Raw genomic sequence first — 20,810 nt, forward strand, 5'->3', positions numbered from 1 at the left:
GTTATGATTTTTTATTTTTTGTGCTCTTTGTATCTTTTATCCGGAGTGCCGTCTTTTTTCAAGTGCTTGTTTTCCTTGAATCGTTTGTCCACGGTGCCGTCTTTTTTAAGTTTGAGCCCTGTTTTGTTTGTCGACTCTTTAACTTTAGCAGCCTCTTTTTTAGCTGAAGTTTCTATTTTGGCTGCTTTTTTTTCAACTTTTTGTTTTTCAACTTTCAAAGCCTTTGTAGGAGGTGGGGTAGTAACGGTTGTTGCTGCCTGTGTGTGTTGTGCTTGTGCCAGTCCCAATCCTAAAATGATGGACATTGCAGTAAGAAATTTTTTCATTATTTTATTATTTTGATGTTGTAAATGTAGGAAATATTTAAAATGGGCAAAATCTTTTTTCACAAATTAACCAATTTTTATAAATTCTTAAAATAAACTTAAGGTTGGCCCAAGAATCAGTCACGATGAAGGAACATTAAGAGCTTAGAACATCTATAAAATTCCTTTCTAAATTCCGCTTACCCGTTTTTCATTCTTTGTATAATGTTTACCTTTGCTGAGCTCTAACGATTTCGGACTTTGTTCCCAAATCGTGTTTGGCGTTTATGCAAAATACAGTTTATGTCTCTTAAAACCATCAACCAAACCCTAATCCCATCTTTGTTGAAACAAGGATTTGGACAGGAAATTTTTGATCTTTCCGAAAAAAATCAACATGTTTTTATTAAAGGAACGGCCGGATCCTTCTCCACAATTTTTGTTGCCGAACTTTTTCTTAGCTCAGGTTTGGATGTTCTTTTTGTTTTGGATGACAAAGAAACTGCGTTTTATGCCACAACAGAATTGGAAGAAATGTTGGGCGAGGATAAAGTCCTGTACTTCCCAGAAACTTTGGTACAGCCCTACCAAATCGAGAAAACCCAAAATGCCAATATCGTACTGAGAACAGAAGTCTTGAACCGATTGAACACGGACAAAAACCCGAAAGTCATCGTAACTCATGCACTTGCACTTTCGGAAAAAGTGATTAAAAAAGAAGATTTTAAAGCCATCACGCATCAGATAAAAGTGGGTGAGCGGTTGGATTTTGATTTCACGGAAGAATTGCTGCGCCAGTTTTCCTTCAATTTTGTAGATTTTGTCTCCCAACCTGGAGAGTTTTCCGTTCGTGGCGGTATTGTCGATGTCTTTTCCTATGCCAACGAAAAGCCGTACCGAATTTCTTTCTTTGGAAACGAGGTCGAAAGTATAAAAGAATTTGACATAGAAACCCAACTGTCCATCCGTAAGGTTGATGGCTTTCAGCTGGTGTCCAATATGAATTATTCGGTGTCGGGATCCAAGATTTCGTTTCTGGACTTGATGGACAAACGAAGCACCGTCGTTACCAAAAATGCCAAAGACAGCCTTAGGAAAATTAAAGACTATTTTGCCAAAGCCGAACAGAATTTTGCCGGACTTAGCGAGACCATCGCACACATCAGCCCCGAAGATTTGTTTGTTTCAGAATTTGTATTTTCCAACGGACTCAATTCGTTCAAGACCATCGATTTTGGGAACAGCCCGATTTTGGGTTTGCGACCTATAGAATTGGTGCTTCAGCAAAGTCCACAGCCGAGTTTTCATAAAAATTTCGAGTTTTTATTGGAGGATTTAACCCAGAAAAAACAACAAGGTTATCAAGTTTGGATTTCTTTTTCTTCCGAGAAACAAAAAGACCGATTGGAGTCCATTTTTAGAGAAATTGGAGGCGAAGATTTGGAAAGTTTTTGGGAGAACGATTTCGTTTCCGAACTGCATGAAGGTTTTGTTGATGCCAATCGTTTGATCTCCATTTACACCGATCATCAGATTTTTGACCGTTACCAACGCTTCAAGGCCAAAACGGCATTTGCCAAGTCCGAACACATCACTCTGAAAGATTTGGTCTCACTGAAAGTGGGCGATTACATTACCCATATCGACCATGGAATAGGCAAATTTATGGGTTTGGTAAAGGTGACCAACGATGGGAAAGTTCAGGAATGCTTCAAACTCAATTACAAAAATGGAGATCTACTCTATGTCAGCATTCATGCTTTGCATAAAATTTCTAAATACAACGGCCCCGACGGAAAGGAAATTACCCTGTCAAAGCTGGGTTCGCCAGCGTGGAAGGCTCTGAAACAAAAAACCAAAGCCCGAGTAAAACAGTTGGCTTTCGACCTTATAAAACTATACGCCAAAAGAAAAACAGCCAAGGGCTTTCAGTACACTCCGGATACATATCTTCAAAATGAATTAGAAGCCAGTTTTATCTATGAAGATACTCCGGATCAGGAGAAGGCTACTTTTGATGTGAAAAAAGACATGGAGGCCGAAACCGTAATGGATCGATTGATCTGTGGCGATGTGGGTTTTGGAAAGACAGAAGTTGCCATTCGTGCAGCTTTCAAAGCGGCAACCGACAGCAAGCAAGTGGCAATTTTGGTGCCGACCACCATTTTGGCATTTCAGCATTACCGAAGTTTTATGCAAAGACTCAAGGATTTTCCGGTGAACATATCTTACCTCAACCGTTTCCGTACAGCAAAACAGAAAAGTGAAACACTGAAGGGTTTGGCAGAGGGCAAAATTGATATCGTGATCGGAACCCATCAATTGGCTTCGGAGAAAGTGAAATTCAAAGATTTGGGACTTTTGATTATTGATGAAGAACACAAATTCGGGGTTTCGGTAAAAGACAAACTGAAAACCATGAAATCCAATGTAGATACGCTGACTTTGACCGCAACTCCCATTCCAAGGACATTGCAATTTTCATTGATGGGCGCTCGGGATTTGTCGGTTATTAAGACGCCACCACCCAACCGTCAGCCGGTGGATACGCAAGTGGTTGGTTTTGATGAAGAACTTCTGAGAGATGCCATTTCCTACGAACTGCAAAGGGATGGGCAAGTTTATTTCATCAACAATCGAATTGAAAACCTGAAGGATATTGCCGGGATCATCCAACGATTGGTTCCGGATGCCCGAGTGATCACTGGACATGGGCAATTGGAAGGAAAAGAGTTGGAAAAAAGAATTTTGGACTTTATGGATGGGAAGTACGATGTTTTGGTTTCTACAACGATTGTGGAAAGTGGGGTCGATGTCCCCAATGCCAATACCATTTTCATCAACGATGCACAGAAATTTGGCATGGCCGACCTGCACCAAATGCGCGGTAGAGTAGGGCGAAGCAACAGAAAAGCATTTTGTTATCTGATCACTCCGCCTTACGATATGGTTACTTCGGATGCTAGAAAAAGATTGGAGGCCATCGAGCAATTTTCGGATTTGGGATCGGGTTTTCAAATTGCAATGAAAGATTTAGAAATCCGTGGTGCCGGAGATCTTTTAGGGGCAGAGCAAAGTGGTTTCATCAACGAAATGGGCTTCGAGGCGTATCAGAAAATCATGCAAGAAGCCTTGGAGGAATTGCAAAACGATCAAGAATTTGAAGATTTGTTTGAAAATGAAGAGGAAAGGAAAAAATTATTCAAATCCACCAAGGAGGTCAACATCGATACCGATTTTGAACTGATGTTACCCGATGCCTATGTGAGTTCCATAGAAGAGCGACTTTCCTTGTACCAAAAATTATCTGAACTGGGGAGTGCCCAAGAATTGAAAGATTTTGAAAATGAACTGATTGACAGATTTGGTGCATTGCCGGAGGAAGCCATTAATCTTTTGAAGTCGGTAGAGTTAAAATGGTGGGCTTCTGAGATAGGATTTGATAAAATTGTGATGAAAAACGGCGTGTTTTTGGGGTACTTCCCGGATAATCCTCAGGATAAATTTTACCAAAGCGAAAAATTCCGTCACATTCTCAGTTATCTTACACAAAATCCTCAGGAGGCAGTACTCAAAGAAAAGAACAACCAACTGATGATGAGAAAAGAAAAAGTTGAAGATATTGAAGGGGTTAATATTTTATTGAGTAAAATTTTAATTTCAAAAAGCATTGGGTAGTTGTGTGTTGTATGCAGTTTGTTATTTTTTAATTAAATTTGTAAAGACTTTTTAGTTAAAAACACAAGAAACGAAACACATAAACCGATGAAAAAGTATATTATTTTACTTGCAGCTGTTGCTTTGATAGGCTGTAAAAAAGAAGAAGCTAAAAAAGAAGGCGGTTTGGGACAGGCAATAGATCAAGTGTCATCTCTGAGTAAAATTGCAAGTTCAGCCGATGAACTGAGCAAACATATTGAAGAGTTAAGCAAATTGACGCCCATTACCAACGACCAAATAAAGGCTATTTTCCCAGATGTTTTTATGGGAAATAAGCGAACAGAATACTCCTCCGGACAAGCGGCGATACTCCAAGTTTCTATGGGGGAAGCAAAGTATAAAAATTCCGACGGGCAAAAGTCAGTAGAAATTAAAATCACCGATGGAGCGGGTGTAGGGAGCAGTATTGTGACCGGTATCATGTTTACCCTGCAATCGGATATGGAAAAAGAAACCGAGACCGGTTTTGAAAAAGTAACTGAAATAAACGGGGTGAAAATGTTGGTGAAACAAGATACAAGCGGAGAAACCACCGATTCGAGCTTAAAGTTTTTGTATAAAAATCGTTATCTCATTGAAGTGGATGGCGATTATCCCGTTGATGAATTGTCACGATCCATTTCCGAAATCAAACTTTCTACCTTACCATAAATTGTTTATGTTGATGAATATATTTTGTTTTTCAATGATTTTTCGACTAATAAAATGATGTCTGTATTGTTATTTGTTTTAATTATAGAGAGTAAAACACATTTTATTTTGGAAAATTAATTTATATTTGTCAAAATTTATAACAATTAGAAAATGAAAAAAAATATATCTCTTTTTGCCGCTGCTGTTGTGATGTTCTCTGTGCAATCGTGCAGCAGATCTTCAGAAATAGATGGAAATCTTTTGAACGATATGGATGCCAATCAAGGTGGGCTAATCGGTAAAAGAGCGTTGTTTAGAGAGACGATGGTGGGAGATACCCTAACCTATTATTATACAGGATATAACCTAACCAGTGCAATCGGGACCAACGATGCAACCCTTATTTCGTACAACGGAAATGCTATTGACAAAATTTCATTTAACGGTTTTGTAGGAAATAATATGGTGTCTTACACACAAAATTTCAACTACGATAACAACGGTGTAATCAATACGGTGATCGAAAATAGAAATGTAACGCCGGCAGGTCAAGCAACTGCGATCAATATTAAATCTGAAATTACCGTTAAGTATAAAGCCGATAAATCCATTGACTCATTAATTGTGAAATCGGGTGAAGTGGTTGCAGGACAACCGTTTGAGTACAATGCGTATGCTCGTACTGCATTTACTTATACCACAAATAAAAATGTAACCCAATTGGTGAAAAACCAAGGTGTGATTACGGCAGGACAATTTGTACCGTCCATCGTAAATACCACATATAAGTTTGAAAACTTCGACGATAAGAAAAGTCCTTATTCTTTAATTCCTTTTGCATACCTATTGTCACAAGCGATTGATGAAACGGGAAATGCATATAAGTTTTCTACGAACAATCCTAAAAAGATGAGTTTCCAGACACACCTTATGCCTAATCCAACAGTGGTTACTACAGCCAATACTTATGATCCTCAGGATTATTTGGCAACTTCATTTAATGTGTTTTTTCAGTACAAACCTTTTTAATAGTAAAAAATGTTTAAAATAAATCTTCTATTGGGATTGGCCTCTTTGGGCTTAGTTTTATCGTGTAATTCATCAGGAGATGTTGTTGGGATGGACGAGATTGATCTTAACGGACCACACCAAATCATTCATAAGATATCAACAACCGGAAGCACCAATGTTTTAATCTATAACATGGGTGGGAATAAGTTTATTAAACTATCGGATACGGATAACAATATGCTTCAGCAGATTTCGTATAACAATAACAAAATATCCAACATTACCGGCTTCTACAAAGATGCCAACAACGGTGGTGCTGTTACCAATTTTAATTTGAATTTTGTGTATTCCGGTACTGTATTAACCAGTTTGCAAGGAACTGAAGAAACTGCAGGGACAACAAGCGATGTGGCAACAACCTTCACTTATACCAATGATAAATTAACCAAAACCTATACAACCCGAACCCAAACGGTCGCTGGAGTTGCAATTGTAAATTATGCTCAAAATGATTTGACCTATACGGGATACAACCTTTCTCAGTCGGTATTTACAACGGGAGTATTAAATGCCAATATTCCAATGCCGGGAGTTACGGTGACTACCACCTATTCGGGGTACGACTCTAAGGTGAGTTATCTTTACGGAATCCCAAAAGAATATGCGTATTACAGTACCTATAATTCTTCGGGTGCCAACTATCTGTCTCCCAATAATGCAGGTTCTGTTGCAATTGAGGTGATGGGGCAGACTCAGACAAAAAATTATGCCTATACTTATGGGACTGCATCCATGCCAACGGTAGCAACGGAAGGGACCGATATCATCAATTATACCTATCAACCTAACTAAAGTTGAATTTTAAAATTATAAAGAATCCCAAGCCGATAGGTTTGGGATTTTTTGTGATTAAATCTATCTTTGCAATTATTTTTTATACAAGAAAATCGTGAAATATCTTATTGTAGGCCTAGGAAACAAAGGAGTCGAGTATGAAAATACCCGACACAACATCGGCTTCAAAGTGGCTGAAAAAATTGCTGAATCCCTAGAGGTTTCGTTCAGTTCCGCTAATTTTGGTTGGATGGCCGAAGGAAAATATAAAGGAAGAAAAGTTTTTGTCCTAAAACCGGACACCTACATGAATCTTAGTGGGAAAGCAGTGAAGTTTTGGATGCAAAAAGAAAACATTCCACTAGAAAATGTACTGATTGTCACCGATGATTTGGCACTTCCTTTTGGTACGCTTCGCCTTAAGATGAAAGGTTCTGATGCCGGTCATAACGGGTTGAAAAACATTCAGGAGCAATTGCAAACACAAAATTATTCCAGGTTGAGGTTTGGGATTTCTGCAGATTTTTCCCAAGGAAAGCAAGTGGATTATGTTTTGGGAGAATGGTCCGAAGAAGAAAATGAAAAACTGAAAGAACGAATAGAATTTTTTGCAAAAGCTTCTTTATCGTTCGTTTTTGCCGGTGTGCAGAACACGATGAATACTTTTAACGGTAAATGACAAATGGGTAGTATAAAAAAAATCGGAGGTAATGATGATTACTTCCGATTTTTTTTAGATTATTTAGCGTCCTTCCAATAATTGTTGGCCATGGCTATCGTTTGGAATTCTACCGCGATAACATGTGCCGATGCAATCAGCTGAGCCGTATCATTGGCATAGTCATTACGCATTGCTTTTCTAGCTTCTGGATCTCTTTGTATGGCAGCAATGGATTTTCTAGACATTTTTATTGCCAATTCTCTGCCTTCTTGTGGGGTTTTGGTGATGAGGCTTTTTAGCCAAATTTCTGTGTTTTCCATACTGTATTTTTATTTTGTTACTTATATTTTTATTCTGACTTTGCACCCCGACCTGAGTGGAGCTCTTTTATTTTTTTGTAAGGAAATTGTCTTGACAAAAAAATAAAAAGCGGGAACGGAGGGCGGTAAAGGTGCCCAAATAAAAAAAACTATTTTTTCTTGATGCTTTTCATCCAATTGGAATTGGTAAGGTCGTAGATTTTCTGGATGTTTTTTAGGATTTTCTTAAAGTCAATTTTCAAATCGACCAGTTTCCCTGTCTTCATGTCGAAAACCCAACCGTGGACCATTGGATATTCATCAATTAAATAGCGTTCTTGTACGCAGGCCATTTTTATGATGTTGATGCATTGCTCTTGTACATTGAGTTCGACCAAGCGGTCGTATTTTTTATGAGGATCTTTTATGTTGTCCAATTCTTCTTGGTGCAATCGGTACACATCTCTTATGGTTCTTAGCCAAGGGTTCATCAATCCATAATCTTCCGGGGTCATCGCAGCTTTTATACCGCCACAACCGTAATGCCCGCAAACAATGATGTGTTTTACTTTTAAATTTTCTACAGCATATTGGATTACGGCAGTAGCATTCATGTCCAAAGTGTTAACGACATTGGAGATGTTTCTGTGCACAAATACTTCTCCTGGCTTTAGTCCCATCAGTTCTTCGGCAGAAACTCTGGAGTCCGAGCAACCGATGTACAGGTATTCTGGAGTTTGTCCTTCGGATAATTTATTGAAAAAATCGGCATCTTCGCCCAATTTTTCTTCTACCCATTTTTTATTGTTTTCAAAAATGGTTTCATAGTTTTTACTCATTAGTTTAGATTTTATTGTTGATGTATCCCTCGGTTGCATGATCGTTTGGGATAATGCTAGCAGGGTTGCCCAAAACTACGGAATGATTTGGGACGTCAAAGTTAATGTATGAATTTGGAGCGACCAAAACATTGTTACCAATTTTTATTCCGCCGACAATTACGGCATTGGCTCCTATCCAGACTTCATCGCCAATGGTGGGCACTCCAGCGTTTTTTCCACGGTTTTGTTGGCCGAGGGTTACGCCTTGTGCAATATTACAATTTTTGCCTATTTTCACTTTGGGGTTGATGACCAAGGCTCCCCAATGTCCGAGGTAGAGACCTTCGCCAATTTGCGTTTCCGGATAAATTTGGAAACCGTATTTGATCTGATAATGCCTTAGAATCAATCGGTTTAGTTTGCCTTTCCAACTGTTTTTAGGTTGGCTTTGAGCCTTTCTGAGCCAATAAATAAAGTGTAAATTCGGACTGAAACATGCTTTCCAGATTTGAATTTTGGAAAGCCATTTCCCGGTGGCACGGTAGAAATCTTTTTGAATGATGGAATGGTTTGGAGACATGGTTATTATAAATTTGGAATGATATTTTCTCGCAGGAAAGTTCTTCTGAACCAGAGTTCAAAAACAGGATCTAAAAGCTCGAAAAGTTGATCGGTTTTATGAATGAGATCTTTTCCTAAAAGAACTTCCTTATTCTTGGTTACGTTGGCGGAGGTTCCCAGATTGTATTTGCTAAGATTCGCTTTAGACGATAATTGTTTTTCTTGATTAATAATAGCTTTAATGAGGTTGATTTGCCCAATACTTAGTTCTTCTATCAGTTGTTGAAAAAGCGGAACATTGCTTTGGATAAGCCTTTCTAAGGCATTATTGAAAATTTCTTCGGTGACTTCCTTCGTTGTTTCAGACCAAATATAATAAGAAAATTGTTGTACATACCAAGAATGATTTTTCATCAGTTTCGGGATTTTCTCTGCCCATTCTGGATGGATTTCTTTTTCGGATTGATGAAATTTTTCTTGAATAAAGCTAATCCATTTTTCCTTTTTAATTTTTTCTAAAAAGAAAATATCCCCAAATCTATAGAATGGAGCCGAAGAATCGTTAAAAAGCTGAGTCATCAGATGTCTTTTGCTACCGTATAAACAAAAAACACAATGCTTAAAAGTTTGCCAACTGGCTCTGAGTTTTTTCTCTAATTTTTTATAGTCTTGATATTGGGAAAGATTTTGAAACTCATCGATGCAAATTAAGAATTGTACATTCTTTTTCTGGGCTAAAACTTCAGGTAAAGCCAAAATTTCACTCATATTTTTTTCGGCTTCTTTCCATTCAAAAGACAAACTGAAATCACTTTCCGGTTGTATGCCAAAACTAATTTTCGGAATGATGTTTTTAAATACTTCTTTAGCGTCTGTTATCCATTCTTCCCATTTATCTGCAGATGCTTTAAGAACTTCTTTGGCATAAGTTTCTAAAAACTCTTGAGTGTCACTACAAGAAAATAAATCAATTTTTACAATCTTAATATCTTGGCGTTCATGACTTATTTCTGCACAAGTTTTTGCAACCAATGATGATTTTCCCCATCTTCTTGGTGAAATAAGGATGGTGTTTATCCCGGAATAGATGTTTTTTTTCAACTTTGCAACATCATCTTCTCTATTGGTAAAAGATTGTAAATTAACGATATGCCCAAATGCAAACGGTGAAATTTCTTTTTTCATAGCAGCTTACTTAACAGTAACTTACTTGTTGGTAACTTACCTATTGGTAAGCCAAAGGTACAAAATGTTTTTATAAATGATCCAATATCCCGATGATCTCCTTTACAGAATTTTTCAAATCAAAAGGCATTGTATAGTTTTGAAATTCTTTTTGGTACTTTTCAAAAGATTCAGGCTTACTTAAAGCTTGTTTCATTCCTGTATAAATTCCGTGTTCAGAATTTTCTACCATCAATCCTAATTTTCCGTTTTCCAACATCTCTTGAACTCCCGAAACATCGGTCGCGATGATGTTTTTCTTTAGGACAATGGCTTCAAACAAAACCGTTGGGAAACCTTCGTATCTGGAACTTAGTACAAAATAATCCGCATGTTTCAGATAAGGATAAGGATTGTCTGTAAAACCGAGTAGGGTTGAAGTTCTTTCAACTTTTAATTCGTGTTGAAGTTTTTTTATGTTTTCAAAATCATAACCGTCACCGATGATTAATACTTGATGTTGAAAGCCTTCATCTAATAATTGTTTATGAACTTTCAGAAGTCGATCATAACCTTTTTGCGGAAAAACCGTACCAATGGAAACAAATAAGGGTTGTTGGTTGTCGGTTGTCGGTTGATGGTTCTTAACCTCAGCCTTAGCCTCGATCTCCGCTGTATCTAATGGATTGTAAATTCTAACAATTTTGGATTTTTCAGTTTCGTTTTTGGCGAGACTTTCAAAATCGTGTTGAATGTGTTCGGAGATCACCATGATTTTATCATAGCCAAAAAACTTTCGAATTTCAGCATCTGTATAATTATGGAAATGTGTTTTCCGCAAATCATTATGAATCCAAATAATTTTTTTTGAAGTTTTTATGGGCGACCCCAAGATCTCGTCTCGAAAACCATGGATGGCCGCAAACTCTATGTCGTATTTTTTATTTTTTAGAATGAATTTATACAATAAAGTTGGAAAAGATTTCAACAACTTTTGATAGATCACTCTGAAGGCTTTTTTCGGAATATCCTGAAGTCGGTTGGTGGTAATCATTTCGCCTTTATTCAGGTACTTAATATTTATCCAATCGGGGATTTCGGCAAGGTATTTTCCGGAATAGAGGTTGAGCAAAAGATCGATTTCGTATTTGTCTTTGGGTAAATTTTTGAGGAAGGTAGCCAAGACTTTCTCTGCGCCGCCATGACGAAGAGAACCTATCCTAATGAGTATTTTTTTTTGGGGGAACATTTACTTTTTTACCGGTTTATAGGTGTGTGGGAGGTTTTTTATTAAAAATTCATCAAGTTGTTTTCTATTTTGTTCGATTTCTCGAGGGTAAATCACATTGTTTTTCATTAATTTTTCTCCATAATCGTCAATAGTACAAATGAATTTTGCCGGATTTCCTGCGTAAACAGAGTTATCTGGAATGGAACAGTTTACCACGGACATTGAACCAATGATAGAGTTGTTACCAATGGAAACAGCGGGTAGGATAATAGTTCCTTTGCCAATAAAAGTGTTGTTGCCTATTTTTATTCTTCCAAAGTAGCGTTCGTCTTTGTATTTTTCTATTCTTTTGGTCACCCTGGCTTCGCCTCCATGATTGATAAAAGTTACATCTTGTGCTATTGTTACATGGTCACCAATCTCAATTAGATAAGGCTCAGATCCAAAATTTGGAATGCCTTGTATATAAATGTTTTTTCCAACTTTAAGACCTCTTTTTAAAGCTAATTTCAGAGTGCTTTTTTTAATTAAATCTTCATATAAAGTGTGGAGCTTTAGCAAAATTCGATATAGGTAGGTCATGTGTTAATCTTTTACTAAATTTAAAAATAGTTTTTCCACTGCAGAGAAAATCTTTTTATGATCGAATTGCTTTTCGATGTCTTGTAGATTTTCCTTAATTTCTTCCACCATCCCTTTATTCGTTAGGAATTCTTTCATGGCAGCGTACATTTCTTCTGTTTTATAGTCGATAAGTACGCCGGTTTTTTTATCCGAAATCATCTCAGGGATATCTCCGGTTTTGGTGGCGATAATCGGTTTTTGCAAAATTAGGGCTTCGGCAATCACCAAAGGCCAAGCTTCGGATTCCGAAGGGAGAATGAAAAAATCCGCTTGTTTCACAAAAGGATAAGGATTCATTTGGTTTCCTGCAAAAATAAAGGATTTTTCAACTCCTAATTTTTTTTGTTGAGCTAAAAGATTTTGCAATTCTTCGCCATCACCAAGGATAATTACCGTATGTGGGTATCCTTCTTTGATGAGTTGCGCATGAGCTTCCATCAATTTATGATAGCCTTTTCGGCTGTGCAATCTTCCTATGGAAACAAAAACGGGTATTTCTTTTGGAAAATTTTCAATTTTCTCTTCTGCTTTTCTTTTAATTTCCTCAATAGGAATGGCATTGATGATGACCGATTCTGCTGGATATTTCAAGTCCGGATAATGGTAGTGCATCAGCGTTTTTATTTTTTCCGAACAATAAACCATTTGGTCGAATTGAGGGAAGTGTACCAAAATCTTGGGTACCAAAGGTTGTAGCTTTGGCAATTGAATTTCGGAATGAAACCACCCGATTTTTTTTGAATTTTTATTGGTTGAATTTAAGACCATTTCGAAATCGTTGTAGGTCATGCCGATTTCGATGTCGTATTTTTCTTTTAAAATGGTGTCATCAACCCATTTTGGGTTGTTTCTAAATTTTTCAAGTTGATTTTTTCTTTTCCAAAGCTGGAATTTTTGCAAAAGAATATTTTCAGAAAAATCCTCTTTGCCATCGGCTAAATAAACCTTCCGGATGTGTTTTGGGAACTCGTCTCTCAGTTCGCCTTGGTTGATGTTGAGGCAGACCGTCATTTCAAACTTTTCTGGATTGAGGTTGTTGAGAAGGGAAAGCATCACTTTTTCCACCCCACCCATTTCCATGGAGCGGTGCCTGAAGAGGACTTTTATTTTGTTTTTTTCGGTCATTGTAGTTTTTGAAGTAGTAATTTAATTTTTTTTAAAATGCGATATTTCCAACCATTTTGATAATCTAAAAGTTGAAAGATTTCATTGGAATTGGTATAAGTTTCGGGAATTTTTTTCCCGTTGATGGTTGTCATGCCTCGTCTTTTCATGGCATTGAAAATCACTTCGCCCCAGTATTCGTAGGACTTTTTTTTGTTCTCGTTTTGGGAGATTCCTCTGTTGTGGGTTCGGTACAGATAGTTGGTTTCATCAATGAATTTTACTTTTCCTTTTTCGTACATTTTGAGATAAAGATCTTGATCTTCGGAAATTTTTAAAGAGGAATTCATTTTCTCAGTTTTCAGATAGATGTCTTTTCTAAAACAAACAAAGTGTGCAATTTGAACGGGTATGTTAAAAAAAGAAGCATCTGAATTGAGGACTTGTCTCGCAGGTGAAAATTCAGAAATCGGTTTCAGGTTTTCATCGCAAGTCATGAATCTAGAGTAGGTGAGGACAACTTCTTTTTGCTCTTGAAAAACTTGAATGGATTTCTCAATTGCCGTTGGTAAAATTGCATCATCAGGATCTACAAAGCCACAAATGTTTCCGGTTGCCAATTCTATCAGCTTAGCTTTGGTAATACCAACACCGGAGTTGTTTTCGTTTTCAAAGTATTTAAAACGAGAATCTCCAGAGATCAATTGTTTTAGAGCTAGCTTTTCTTCGGGTTTAGAAGCATCATCTAAGACGATGGCCTCCCAATTTTGGTATGTTTGTTTTTGTAAGGACTGGTAGCAATCCTTAAAATATTCGCTGTTGTTGTAGTGTGCTATGAGAACGGAAAACTTCATCTTCGGGTTTTTATTTCAAGATTTTGGTGGTTAATGACGGTAGAGTTTTCCGGGACATCTTTAAAAATGATGCATCCCGCGCCAATAATGCAGTTGTCACCGATGGTTACCCCTTTTAGTACGGTAACATTGGAGCCTAGCCAACAATTTTTTCCAATCGAAATGGGCTTTGTATTAAATTCCGAATGAGAAACCGAAAATTCAGGTTCGGTTTGGTAGCTGTGGTTGTGGTCGTACAATTTTACATTTTCACCAAACAAGGTGTTGTCGCCTATTTCAATTTTTTCTAGACAATTGATGGAGCAAAAGTTATTTAGGAAAACTCGGTTGCCAATGGTTAGTTCGGCGTTGTTTTGCACAATAATGTGGATGTAATTTCTGAAATTAATCCCGTTTCCGAAATCAATTTTTTTTACTTTATCATAAATTGTAAAGTGATTGTTAAGGCCAATTTTAATATGTTGAATGGGAGCTGATGAAAATTTTTTTAGAATTTCCAATTGCTTTTTCCGTTGAAATTTTTCGTAGATGCGATTTAGCATGTTCATGTGTTTTTGGAAATTAAAGAATGATATCCAATTAAAGTTTTGATACGGATAAAATTATTAAAATCTTCCGACAAATATAGCATTATTCGATAAAAACTGTATTTTTGCATGAAACCATAAATGAAACACAGTGAGCGAAGTACTAAGAGTTACCAAGACCTTTTTTGCCTATTTGAAAAGACCAGACTTGTATCCAGAGTTGGGCAGAAAAATAATTAAAAACATTTTTAATAGAAATGCGGCTTTCAAAGGGAAAGAGAAAACCAATTTTTGGGCTTCTTCTATCGCGGTTACTCAAGAAACAGCCATTAATAATTTATTTGGAAAAGACTGCATTCCATTTTCAGAGCAATTTGCAACAGAATTTCAAACGGCTTTGCAAAAGCAAAATACTTGTCCGATAAAAATGGGCGGAGCAGGAGCATTGGAACTGATCTACGCTGCTTGTGAATACACACAGTCCAAAAATGTTTTGGAAACTGGGGTGGCTTACGGTTGGTCGTCTTTTGCTGCTTTGCAATCTTTAACTACAAGAAATGGACATTTGTACAGTTCGGATATGCCGTATTTGGGGCAAGATGGAGATCAGTATGTGGGTTATGTTGTACCCGAAGATTTGAAAAAGAATTGGAGGTTATTCCGCCACGCGGATAGAGAATCTCTACCCAAGATTTTCCTGTATCAAAAAGAGTTTGATGTGATGCATTACGACTCCGACAAGGCGTATGAAGGTATGTTTTGGGCGTATGGAGAGTTGTATAAACACTTGAGAAAAGGAGGTGTTTTTATCTCTGATGACATCAATGACAATTCTGCTTTCCAAGATTTCTGTGAAAAAAACGCCATTGAACCTACCGTAATTTCTTTTGAAGGAAAATACATCGGTGTTTTTGTGAAGGACTAAGTTATGAGCAAGATTTATTTCATCATATCGGCTTATAATGAAGAGTCCAATGTAGAAATCCTGGTGAAGCAATTGGATACGGAACTCCAAAAAGTAAATTTGGAAAATTATGAACTGGTCTTTGTCAATGATGGTTCTACCGATGCTACTCTCCCAAATTTGGTTGCTTTGCAAAAAGAATTTAAAAACATTGTTATCATCAATCAATCCAAAAATTTTGGACATGAAATGGCGATGACAGCCGGATTGAATTTTGTTGCTTCAGAAAAACATGCCGGAAAATATGCCGTTCTTTTTATGGATGCCGATTTGCAACATCCTGTAGAATTGGCGATAGAGATGATTGGTCTTTGGCAAAATGGAAATCAATTGGTACTCACCAAAAGAGTGAATAACGAAGATACGGGATTGCGATACAAAATCATGGGAAACACCTATTACTGGCTTCTCAACATGATTTCTGAAGTTAAAATACCGAGAAATATGCCGGATTTCCGATTGCTTGATAAGAAATATGTGGAATGGCTGAACCAACTGAACGAAAACGACAGAATGTTTCGAGGGATGTTGTCTTTGGTAGGGCTGAGAGATGCAAAAGTCATCGATTTTGTGGCTCCGAAAAGATTGTCTGGGACTTCTAAGTACAATTTTTGGAAACTCTATAAATTGGCGATAGATAGCGTAATACAATTTTCGGTAAAGCCGTTGAGGGTGGCAACCGTAATTGGATTGTTGGGTTGTATTTTATCGGTATTATTTTTAGGATATTCTATTTACAGCTCACTTACCAGCCACGAGCCAAAAACCGGATTTTTAACTTTACTTACCGTAATGACTTTTTTCTGTTCTCTTATTATTTTATTTTTAGGAATAATAGGAGAATACATTGGCAGAATACACATAGAGGTAAAACAAAGACCGCTCTATTTTAATGAAATTATTAGGTATGAGGAGCAATAAATTACCGTATATATTATTGGTATTTATTAATATAGCTGTTGCTTTGAGTATTTACTTTTATCCTCCAATGCGGGATACTTTTTATTATTTGGATCAAAGCAATCCCAATTTATTACAAGAATATTGGGAATCGTACCATTTTGGAAATCCGAGAATTGGGCAATTAATTACCAATGCCGTATCGAGAAATATAGTTATTACTCTTTTATTCGGATTATTCCTTTTAAATTCCTTCTTTGTTTTTGTTTTTTTATTGGTTTTTAGAAGGTTGCCAAACTATCAATCGGAAAATGATAGTAAGATGTTTTGTGTTATAATTGCTTTGTTTTCCTTTTTAATTTTTGTTTTTGGAGAAATGTTTTATTACACTCCTTTTAGTGGAAACTATACTTTTTTGATGCTATTTCATCTGTTTTTTATTTATGTAATGACTGAGTATTTTTTGTTTCAGAAGTTAATATTTAAAGAAAAAGTGAGCAACTTTCCTTTAATCGTATTTTTAGGGTTGTTTTGCGGAATGGGAAATGAACATGTACCTCCTATCCTGGTTTTGGTTTCAATTATTTGGGGTTTACAATATGTTTTCAAAAATAAAAAACTTCCTCCCATTTCTATTATCTTGTATCAGATTTCCGTTGGTATTGGCTATTTGTTGCTGTTTTTTGCTCCAGCCAACTCTGTGAAATACGAAACTGTAGATAAGAAACAATTGGGTTTTAATCTTATGGATTATATTGGTGGAATTGGTAATATAGCTAAAATTTACCGATATTATAACCCGGAAATGGTTGCGGTTGTTTTGTTTTCATTGTTCTTTGGAGTCTATTACTATAGAAAAAACCTCCTTGAAAAGGCAGAATATTACAGGTTGCTATCTCTGTTTGTAATGGGACTTTTAGCATTATTTGTAGCAGCTTATGCACCACTTTCCGGCACACGATTGTTGTTTTTCAGTAACACCTTGTTTTTGATAATTTTCTTTATCTTGTTTTTTAAAATTCCTCTTATACAAAGGCATATTAGTCTTGTTTTTAATGGAACTGCTTTTTATTTGCTTATATTTTTCTCTTTAAGTATTTACATAACACAGTATGGGAATTCTAAATTCAATCAAACACTATCAGAAATTGAATTAAAAAGTAAGACTCAAAAAACAATATATTTAACTCAGCCTTTTGATTTTTTTCAACCGGAACTGGGCAGTTTCAATCGTAGATTTTTATTAGATCAAGGCACAGATTATATAGATAATAATCCACACAAAAGCGAATCTCAAGAATTGATTCTCAGAAGTATTTATCAAATCGATGATATTTTAATAAAAAAGAAAAATTAGATGGATAAAAAGAAAATAATTATCAATGCCGACGATTTGGGATTTACAAAAAGTATTAACCTCGCAATAAAAGAAGCACATCTTTCGGGCTATCTTACCCATGCCAGTTTGATGGCGAATACGGCTTTCTTTAATCATGCTGTAGATGAGGTTTTACCTCATTGTCCTCAATTAAATATCGGGGTTCATGTAAATTTAACCTGCGCAAAAACATTAACTGGCAATTCCGAAATTGCAAAAGAAGGAACTCTGAAATGGTCTTTTGTGAAATTATTACTTTTAAGAAAAAGCCCTGAAATTTTAAACAAAATTGAGGAAGAAATAGAAGCTCAAATACAAATGGTAAAATCAGTTCATCATAACATTTCCCATATTGATGGGCACGAGCACATCCACATCATCCCGTCCATTAATAAAATTGTCAGAAAACTTGCAAAGAAATACGATATACCAAGAGTGCGAGAGATAAATGAAAATTTCTTTGAAAGTTGGAAATACAATTCCAGCACAACCCCTTTTGTAAATATTATAAAATTAGAGCTACTGAAATTTCTCTCTTTTTTTAATGAAAATTCCGGAAAAGTAGCTTTCTATTCTATTTTAAATACCTGTATGGTGAATGAAAATAACCTATTCAATTATCTTGAAAATACAAAGTCTGATGAGATTGAAGTGATGCTTCACCCTTCTTTGGGATTTAACGACAATGACAAAGAGGATTTAGATGAAAGGTTTATCGAGTTTTTTAAGTCTCCGTTTCGTAAACAAGAATATGAGCTTTGTTTTAATAAAAAATTTGAAAACTATGTTTAGACCGTTTTCATTTGCAGAAACAGAAGGTTGGAAAAAAGCAGTAACAAAAACATATCCCCTTACAACATCAGAGCTTAATCTGCAGAATACAAAAATTCAACTTTATGGAAATGGAAAAGAGTTTTCTAACTCACCATATATTACCGATGGGGGTTTCTTTACATTTAACAAGCCTATAGTTCTGGATGATATTCTGCCAATACAAAAACCAATTTTGTTGAAAAGCAGAAATGCCATTGACATGGATGTTTCCATCCCTCATGTTTTATGTAAAGATTATTTCACCTATTTATTGGATTTAAGAGAAGGGGAAAAAGCGGTTTGGAAAAATAAAGTAAAATCAAAAACTAGAAATCAAGTTAGAAAAGCGGAAAAATTAACTTATGAAGTAAAATTTGGCAAGCTGGATCTTTTAGATGATTTTTATTCCGTTATTTCTGAAGCGTGGAGGGATCTTGGTACCCCAACGCATTCCAAGAGTTTTTACAAAAATATTATTGAAAACCTGAACTCCAATGGCTATGGCAGTTGTTTCATGATTCTTTATGTTCAGTCTAAGCCTGCTTCAGTAGCTTGTTTAATTTTTGATGAATATTCCATACATCACCCGTATGCAGCGACATTAAAAGAGTATAATAAATACTCACTAAATAACGCATTGTATTGGCAAATTATTAAATTTGCAATAAGTAAAGAGGTGCATTTTTTTGATATGGGTCGCAGTAAAAAAGGACAAGGGACAGAATTGTTCAAATTATCTTGGGGGGCAGAGCCGATACAACTGTATTATTACTACCTCAATAAAAAATCTCACACGAATGATGAAGATGGAAAATTTGTTCAATTTGCAATTAGAATGTGGAAAAAACTACCTCTAACCATCTCCAATTTTTTAGGCCCGAAATTAATCAATAAAGTTTTGAAATGATTAAAGAAATAGCTGAAAATGATATTCACCAGTTGGCTCTTTTACATAAAAGGATATTGCCAAGTTTTCTTTCTACTTTTTCTATTTCTTTTATAACAAAATTTTATAAATGTCAATTAGAAAGAGACAATCAATTGCTTATCGGATACTTTGAGCAAGATAAATTGATTGGATTTGTTTTTGGGACAGATGATGTTAATCTCCTATATTCGGAATTTATTAACCAAAATAAATTTTATTTTTATACTCAAACTCTAATTTCGTTTTTAAAGAATCCAAAATATTTACTGCTGTTTTTAGCTAAATTTACCTCTGAATCTTTTACTTCTACTTGCCAAAGGCAATTGGTCTATATTGGAGTTGATAACAAAACGAAACAAAAAGGAATTGGATCTCAATTGTTAAAATATTTTGAAAATCAATGGAAAGAGTTTGGCTATTATGAATTAGAAGTAGAAAGTGAAAATCCCGCTCTACAATTCTACAAAAGAAATAATTTTAAAATTGTCCATACTTATAATAACTGGGTCGAAAAAAAATTATTGATGGGGAAGACTTTACCCTAATGTCTTTCTAAAATTAATATTATACAATCCTGATTTTATACTTGGAAAATCCAAGAATAAATATTTTATAATCATTCCCCATTTTTTTAAGAAAGAGGCATCGGCTATGCGCCAGCTTCTCGCCATTCTACAGATATGAAGTTGAATGTCTTTTGGCATTTCAGTCTGTGTTTTTGACCATCTTTCAACCTCGTTCCACAGCAAAACTCTGGAGATCGCAGGATTCACTTTACCGGAATCCACTTGGGTAATTCGGTTGCTTTCGTGCACGCCTCTCATGGCAACAGCTTGGTCAATACTTCCGGGATACAGTTGGGCAATGTATGACAATCTGAATAGAAATTCTGTATCTTGGTGCAGTCTAAGTTGGGTTTGCATAACGGGTTGCAATTTGTCGATGGCTGATTTTCTTACGGTTAGTCCATCAATAGAAAACAGTCCGAAACTTCCTCTCATTCCCAATTGTCCAGGGAAAACCTCTTCAGGTTGGTGTTTTTTATAAACGGTTGTTAATTTGTTTCCAAAGATTGGGAAATATTGTTCTTTGGCTTTTTCAGAATAATAATGTACGCCAATTGCTCCGTAAACTCCTTCTACTTCTGGATTTTCAAATAGCTTTTTTTCGGCATCAAATCGGTTAGGAAGGTAAAAATCATCGGCATCTAGAAATGCGATATAATCACCTGAAGCTTTGGAAATTGCCAAATTTCTACTCGCACCTGCACCGTGGTTTCCTTGGTCGGGGTGTTGATAGAGCTTCACCCTATCGTATTTTTCGGCTAAATTTTTGCAAACGCCCCAAGCGTTATCGGGCGATTGGTCTTCCACCAAAATAACTTCAAAAACTTCTTCAAATTGCAGTGCAGATTCCACCGCTTGGGTTATGTATTTTTCGGCATTGTAAACCGGTGTGATCACGGAGATTTTCATAGG

The 20,810-nt window shown here is 36.1% G+C and carries 22 protein-coding genes; 11 read left to right on the top strand and 11 right to left on the bottom strand.

Going from position 1 to position 20,810, the window contains the following annotated elements; genetic code table 11:
• Positions 1–11: 11 nt before the first annotated feature.
• Positions 12–326, bottom strand: a complete 315-nt coding sequence (locus EIY84_RS00845) for a hypothetical protein (RefSeq protein WP_124639528.1) — start codon at positions 324–326, stop codon at positions 12–14.
• Positions 327–608: 282 nt separating this feature from the next.
• On the opposite strand from EIY84_RS00845, the gene mfd reads away from it, so the two are divergent.
• From mfd to pth, 5 genes are all read left to right on the top strand, one after another.
• A complete protein-coding gene (mfd, locus tag EIY84_RS00850; protein ID WP_124639530.1) occupies positions 609–3,983 on the top strand; it encodes a transcription-repair coupling factor in 3,375 nt (1,124 codons plus the stop codon).
• Between the two features lie 87 nt (positions 3,984–4,070).
• Complete coding sequence (locus EIY84_RS00855; protein WP_124639532.1) at positions 4,071–4,676, top strand: hypothetical protein; 606 nt, start codon at positions 4,071–4,073, stop codon at positions 4,674–4,676.
• A gap of 153 nt (positions 4,677–4,829) precedes the next feature.
• Positions 4,830–5,687 carry a hypothetical protein gene (locus EIY84_RS00860; protein WP_124639534.1) on the top strand — a complete coding sequence of 286 codons (858 nt, stop codon included), beginning with the start codon at positions 4,830–4,832 and terminating at the stop codon, positions 5,685–5,687.
• A gap of 9 nt (positions 5,688–5,696) precedes the next feature.
• Positions 5,697–6,521: a hypothetical protein gene (locus EIY84_RS00865; RefSeq protein WP_124639536.1), complete on the top strand. Its 825-nt coding sequence runs from the start codon at positions 5,697–5,699 to the stop codon at positions 6,519–6,521.
• Between the two features lie 97 nt (positions 6,522–6,618).
• Positions 6,619–7,182 (top strand): aminoacyl-tRNA hydrolase, encoded by a 564-nt coding sequence (gene pth / locus EIY84_RS00870; RefSeq protein ID WP_124639538.1) that lies wholly within the window; start codon positions 6,619–6,621, stop codon positions 7,180–7,182.
• Positions 7,183–7,241: 59 nt separating this feature from the next.
• Here pth and EIY84_RS00875 read toward each other — a convergent pair whose 3' ends face one another.
• The 9 genes from EIY84_RS00875 to EIY84_RS00915 all read right to left on the bottom strand — a co-directional run bounded on the left by EIY84_RS00875 (position 7,242) and on the right by EIY84_RS00915 (position 14,364).
• The gene (locus EIY84_RS00875) at positions 7,242–7,484 is read right to left on the bottom strand and encodes a hexameric tyrosine-coordinated heme protein (protein ID WP_124639540.1); all 243 of its coding nucleotides are present in this window, start codon (positions 7,482–7,484) and stop codon (positions 7,242–7,244) included.
• A 149-nt stretch (positions 7,485–7,633) separates the two neighbouring features.
• Entirely contained in the window at positions 7,634–8,302 is a 669-nt protein-coding gene (locus tag EIY84_RS00880) for a carbonic anhydrase (protein WP_124639542.1), read from the bottom strand.
• Positions 8,303–8,306: 4 nt separating this feature from the next.
• A complete protein-coding gene (locus EIY84_RS00885) occupies positions 8,307–8,864 on the bottom strand; it encodes a serine O-acetyltransferase (protein WP_124639545.1) in 558 nt (185 codons plus the stop codon).
• Between the two features lie 5 nt (positions 8,865–8,869).
• The gene (locus tag EIY84_RS00890; protein WP_124639547.1) at positions 8,870–10,030 is read right to left on the bottom strand and encodes an AAA family ATPase; all 1,161 of its coding nucleotides are present in this window, start codon (positions 10,028–10,030) and stop codon (positions 8,870–8,872) included.
• Positions 10,031–10,100: 70 nt separating this feature from the next.
• Positions 10,101–11,258 (bottom strand): glycosyltransferase, encoded by a 1,158-nt coding sequence (locus EIY84_RS00895; RefSeq protein ID WP_124639549.1) that lies wholly within the window; start codon positions 11,256–11,258, stop codon positions 10,101–10,103.
• A complete protein-coding gene (locus EIY84_RS00900) occupies positions 11,259–11,822 on the bottom strand; it encodes an acyltransferase (protein WP_124639551.1) in 564 nt (187 codons plus the stop codon). It lies immediately after the preceding gene.
• 3 nt (positions 11,823–11,825) lie between these two features.
• A complete protein-coding gene (locus EIY84_RS00905; RefSeq protein ID WP_124639553.1) occupies positions 11,826–12,989 on the bottom strand; it encodes a glycosyltransferase in 1,164 nt (387 codons plus the stop codon).
• The gene (locus tag EIY84_RS00910) at positions 12,986–13,822 is read right to left on the bottom strand and encodes a glycosyltransferase family 2 protein (protein ID WP_124639555.1); all 837 of its coding nucleotides are present in this window, start codon (positions 13,820–13,822) and stop codon (positions 12,986–12,988) included. Before EIY84_RS00910 ends, EIY84_RS00905 begins: the two co-directional genes overlap by 4 nt.
• Positions 13,819–14,364, bottom strand: coding sequence for an acyltransferase (locus EIY84_RS00915; protein WP_241154710.1), 546 nt, complete (start codon positions 14,362–14,364; stop codon positions 13,819–13,821). Before EIY84_RS00915 ends, EIY84_RS00910 begins: the two co-directional genes overlap by 4 nt.
• A gap of 136 nt (positions 14,365–14,500) precedes the next feature.
• Between EIY84_RS00915 and EIY84_RS00920 the strand changes: the two genes are divergently transcribed.
• From EIY84_RS00920 to EIY84_RS00945, 6 genes are read left to right on the top strand one after another with little or no spacing between them, the layout of a single operon-like run.
• Positions 14,501–15,274, top strand: coding sequence for a class I SAM-dependent methyltransferase (locus tag EIY84_RS00920; RefSeq protein WP_124639559.1), 774 nt, complete (start codon positions 14,501–14,503; stop codon positions 15,272–15,274).
• A gap of 3 nt (positions 15,275–15,277) precedes the next feature.
• Complete coding sequence (locus EIY84_RS00925; protein ID WP_124639561.1) at positions 15,278–16,234, top strand: glycosyltransferase family 2 protein; 957 nt, start codon at positions 15,278–15,280, stop codon at positions 16,232–16,234.
• Positions 16,206–17,570, top strand: coding sequence for a DUF6056 family protein (locus EIY84_RS00930; protein WP_124639563.1), 1,365 nt, complete (start codon positions 16,206–16,208; stop codon positions 17,568–17,570). The genes EIY84_RS00925 and EIY84_RS00930 overlap by 29 nt, the downstream gene beginning before the upstream one ends.
• Complete coding sequence (locus EIY84_RS00935; protein WP_124639565.1) at positions 17,571–18,383, top strand: carbohydrate deacetylase; 813 nt, start codon at positions 17,571–17,573, stop codon at positions 18,381–18,383.
• On the top strand, positions 18,376–19,311 hold the full coding sequence (locus EIY84_RS00940; RefSeq protein ID WP_164471993.1) for a GNAT family N-acetyltransferase: 936 nt from the start codon (positions 18,376–18,378) through the stop codon (positions 19,309–19,311). Before EIY84_RS00935 ends, EIY84_RS00940 begins: the two co-directional genes overlap by 8 nt.
• Entirely contained in the window at positions 19,308–19,877 is a 570-nt protein-coding gene (locus EIY84_RS00945; protein WP_124639569.1) for a GNAT family N-acetyltransferase, read from the top strand. The genes EIY84_RS00940 and EIY84_RS00945 overlap by 4 nt, the downstream gene beginning before the upstream one ends.
• Here EIY84_RS00945 and EIY84_RS00950 read toward each other — a convergent pair.
• Positions 19,869–20,807: a glycosyltransferase family 2 protein gene (locus tag EIY84_RS00950; RefSeq protein ID WP_124639571.1), complete on the bottom strand. Its 939-nt coding sequence runs from the start codon at positions 20,805–20,807 to the stop codon at positions 19,869–19,871. The genes EIY84_RS00945 and EIY84_RS00950 overlap by 9 nt on opposite strands.
• Positions 20,808–20,810 lie beyond the last annotated feature (3 nt).

It is taken from the genome of Amniculibacterium aquaticum (assembly GCF_003852705.1).
Classification (GTDB): domain Bacteria; phylum Bacteroidota; class Bacteroidia; order Flavobacteriales; family Weeksellaceae; genus Amniculibacterium; species Amniculibacterium aquaticum.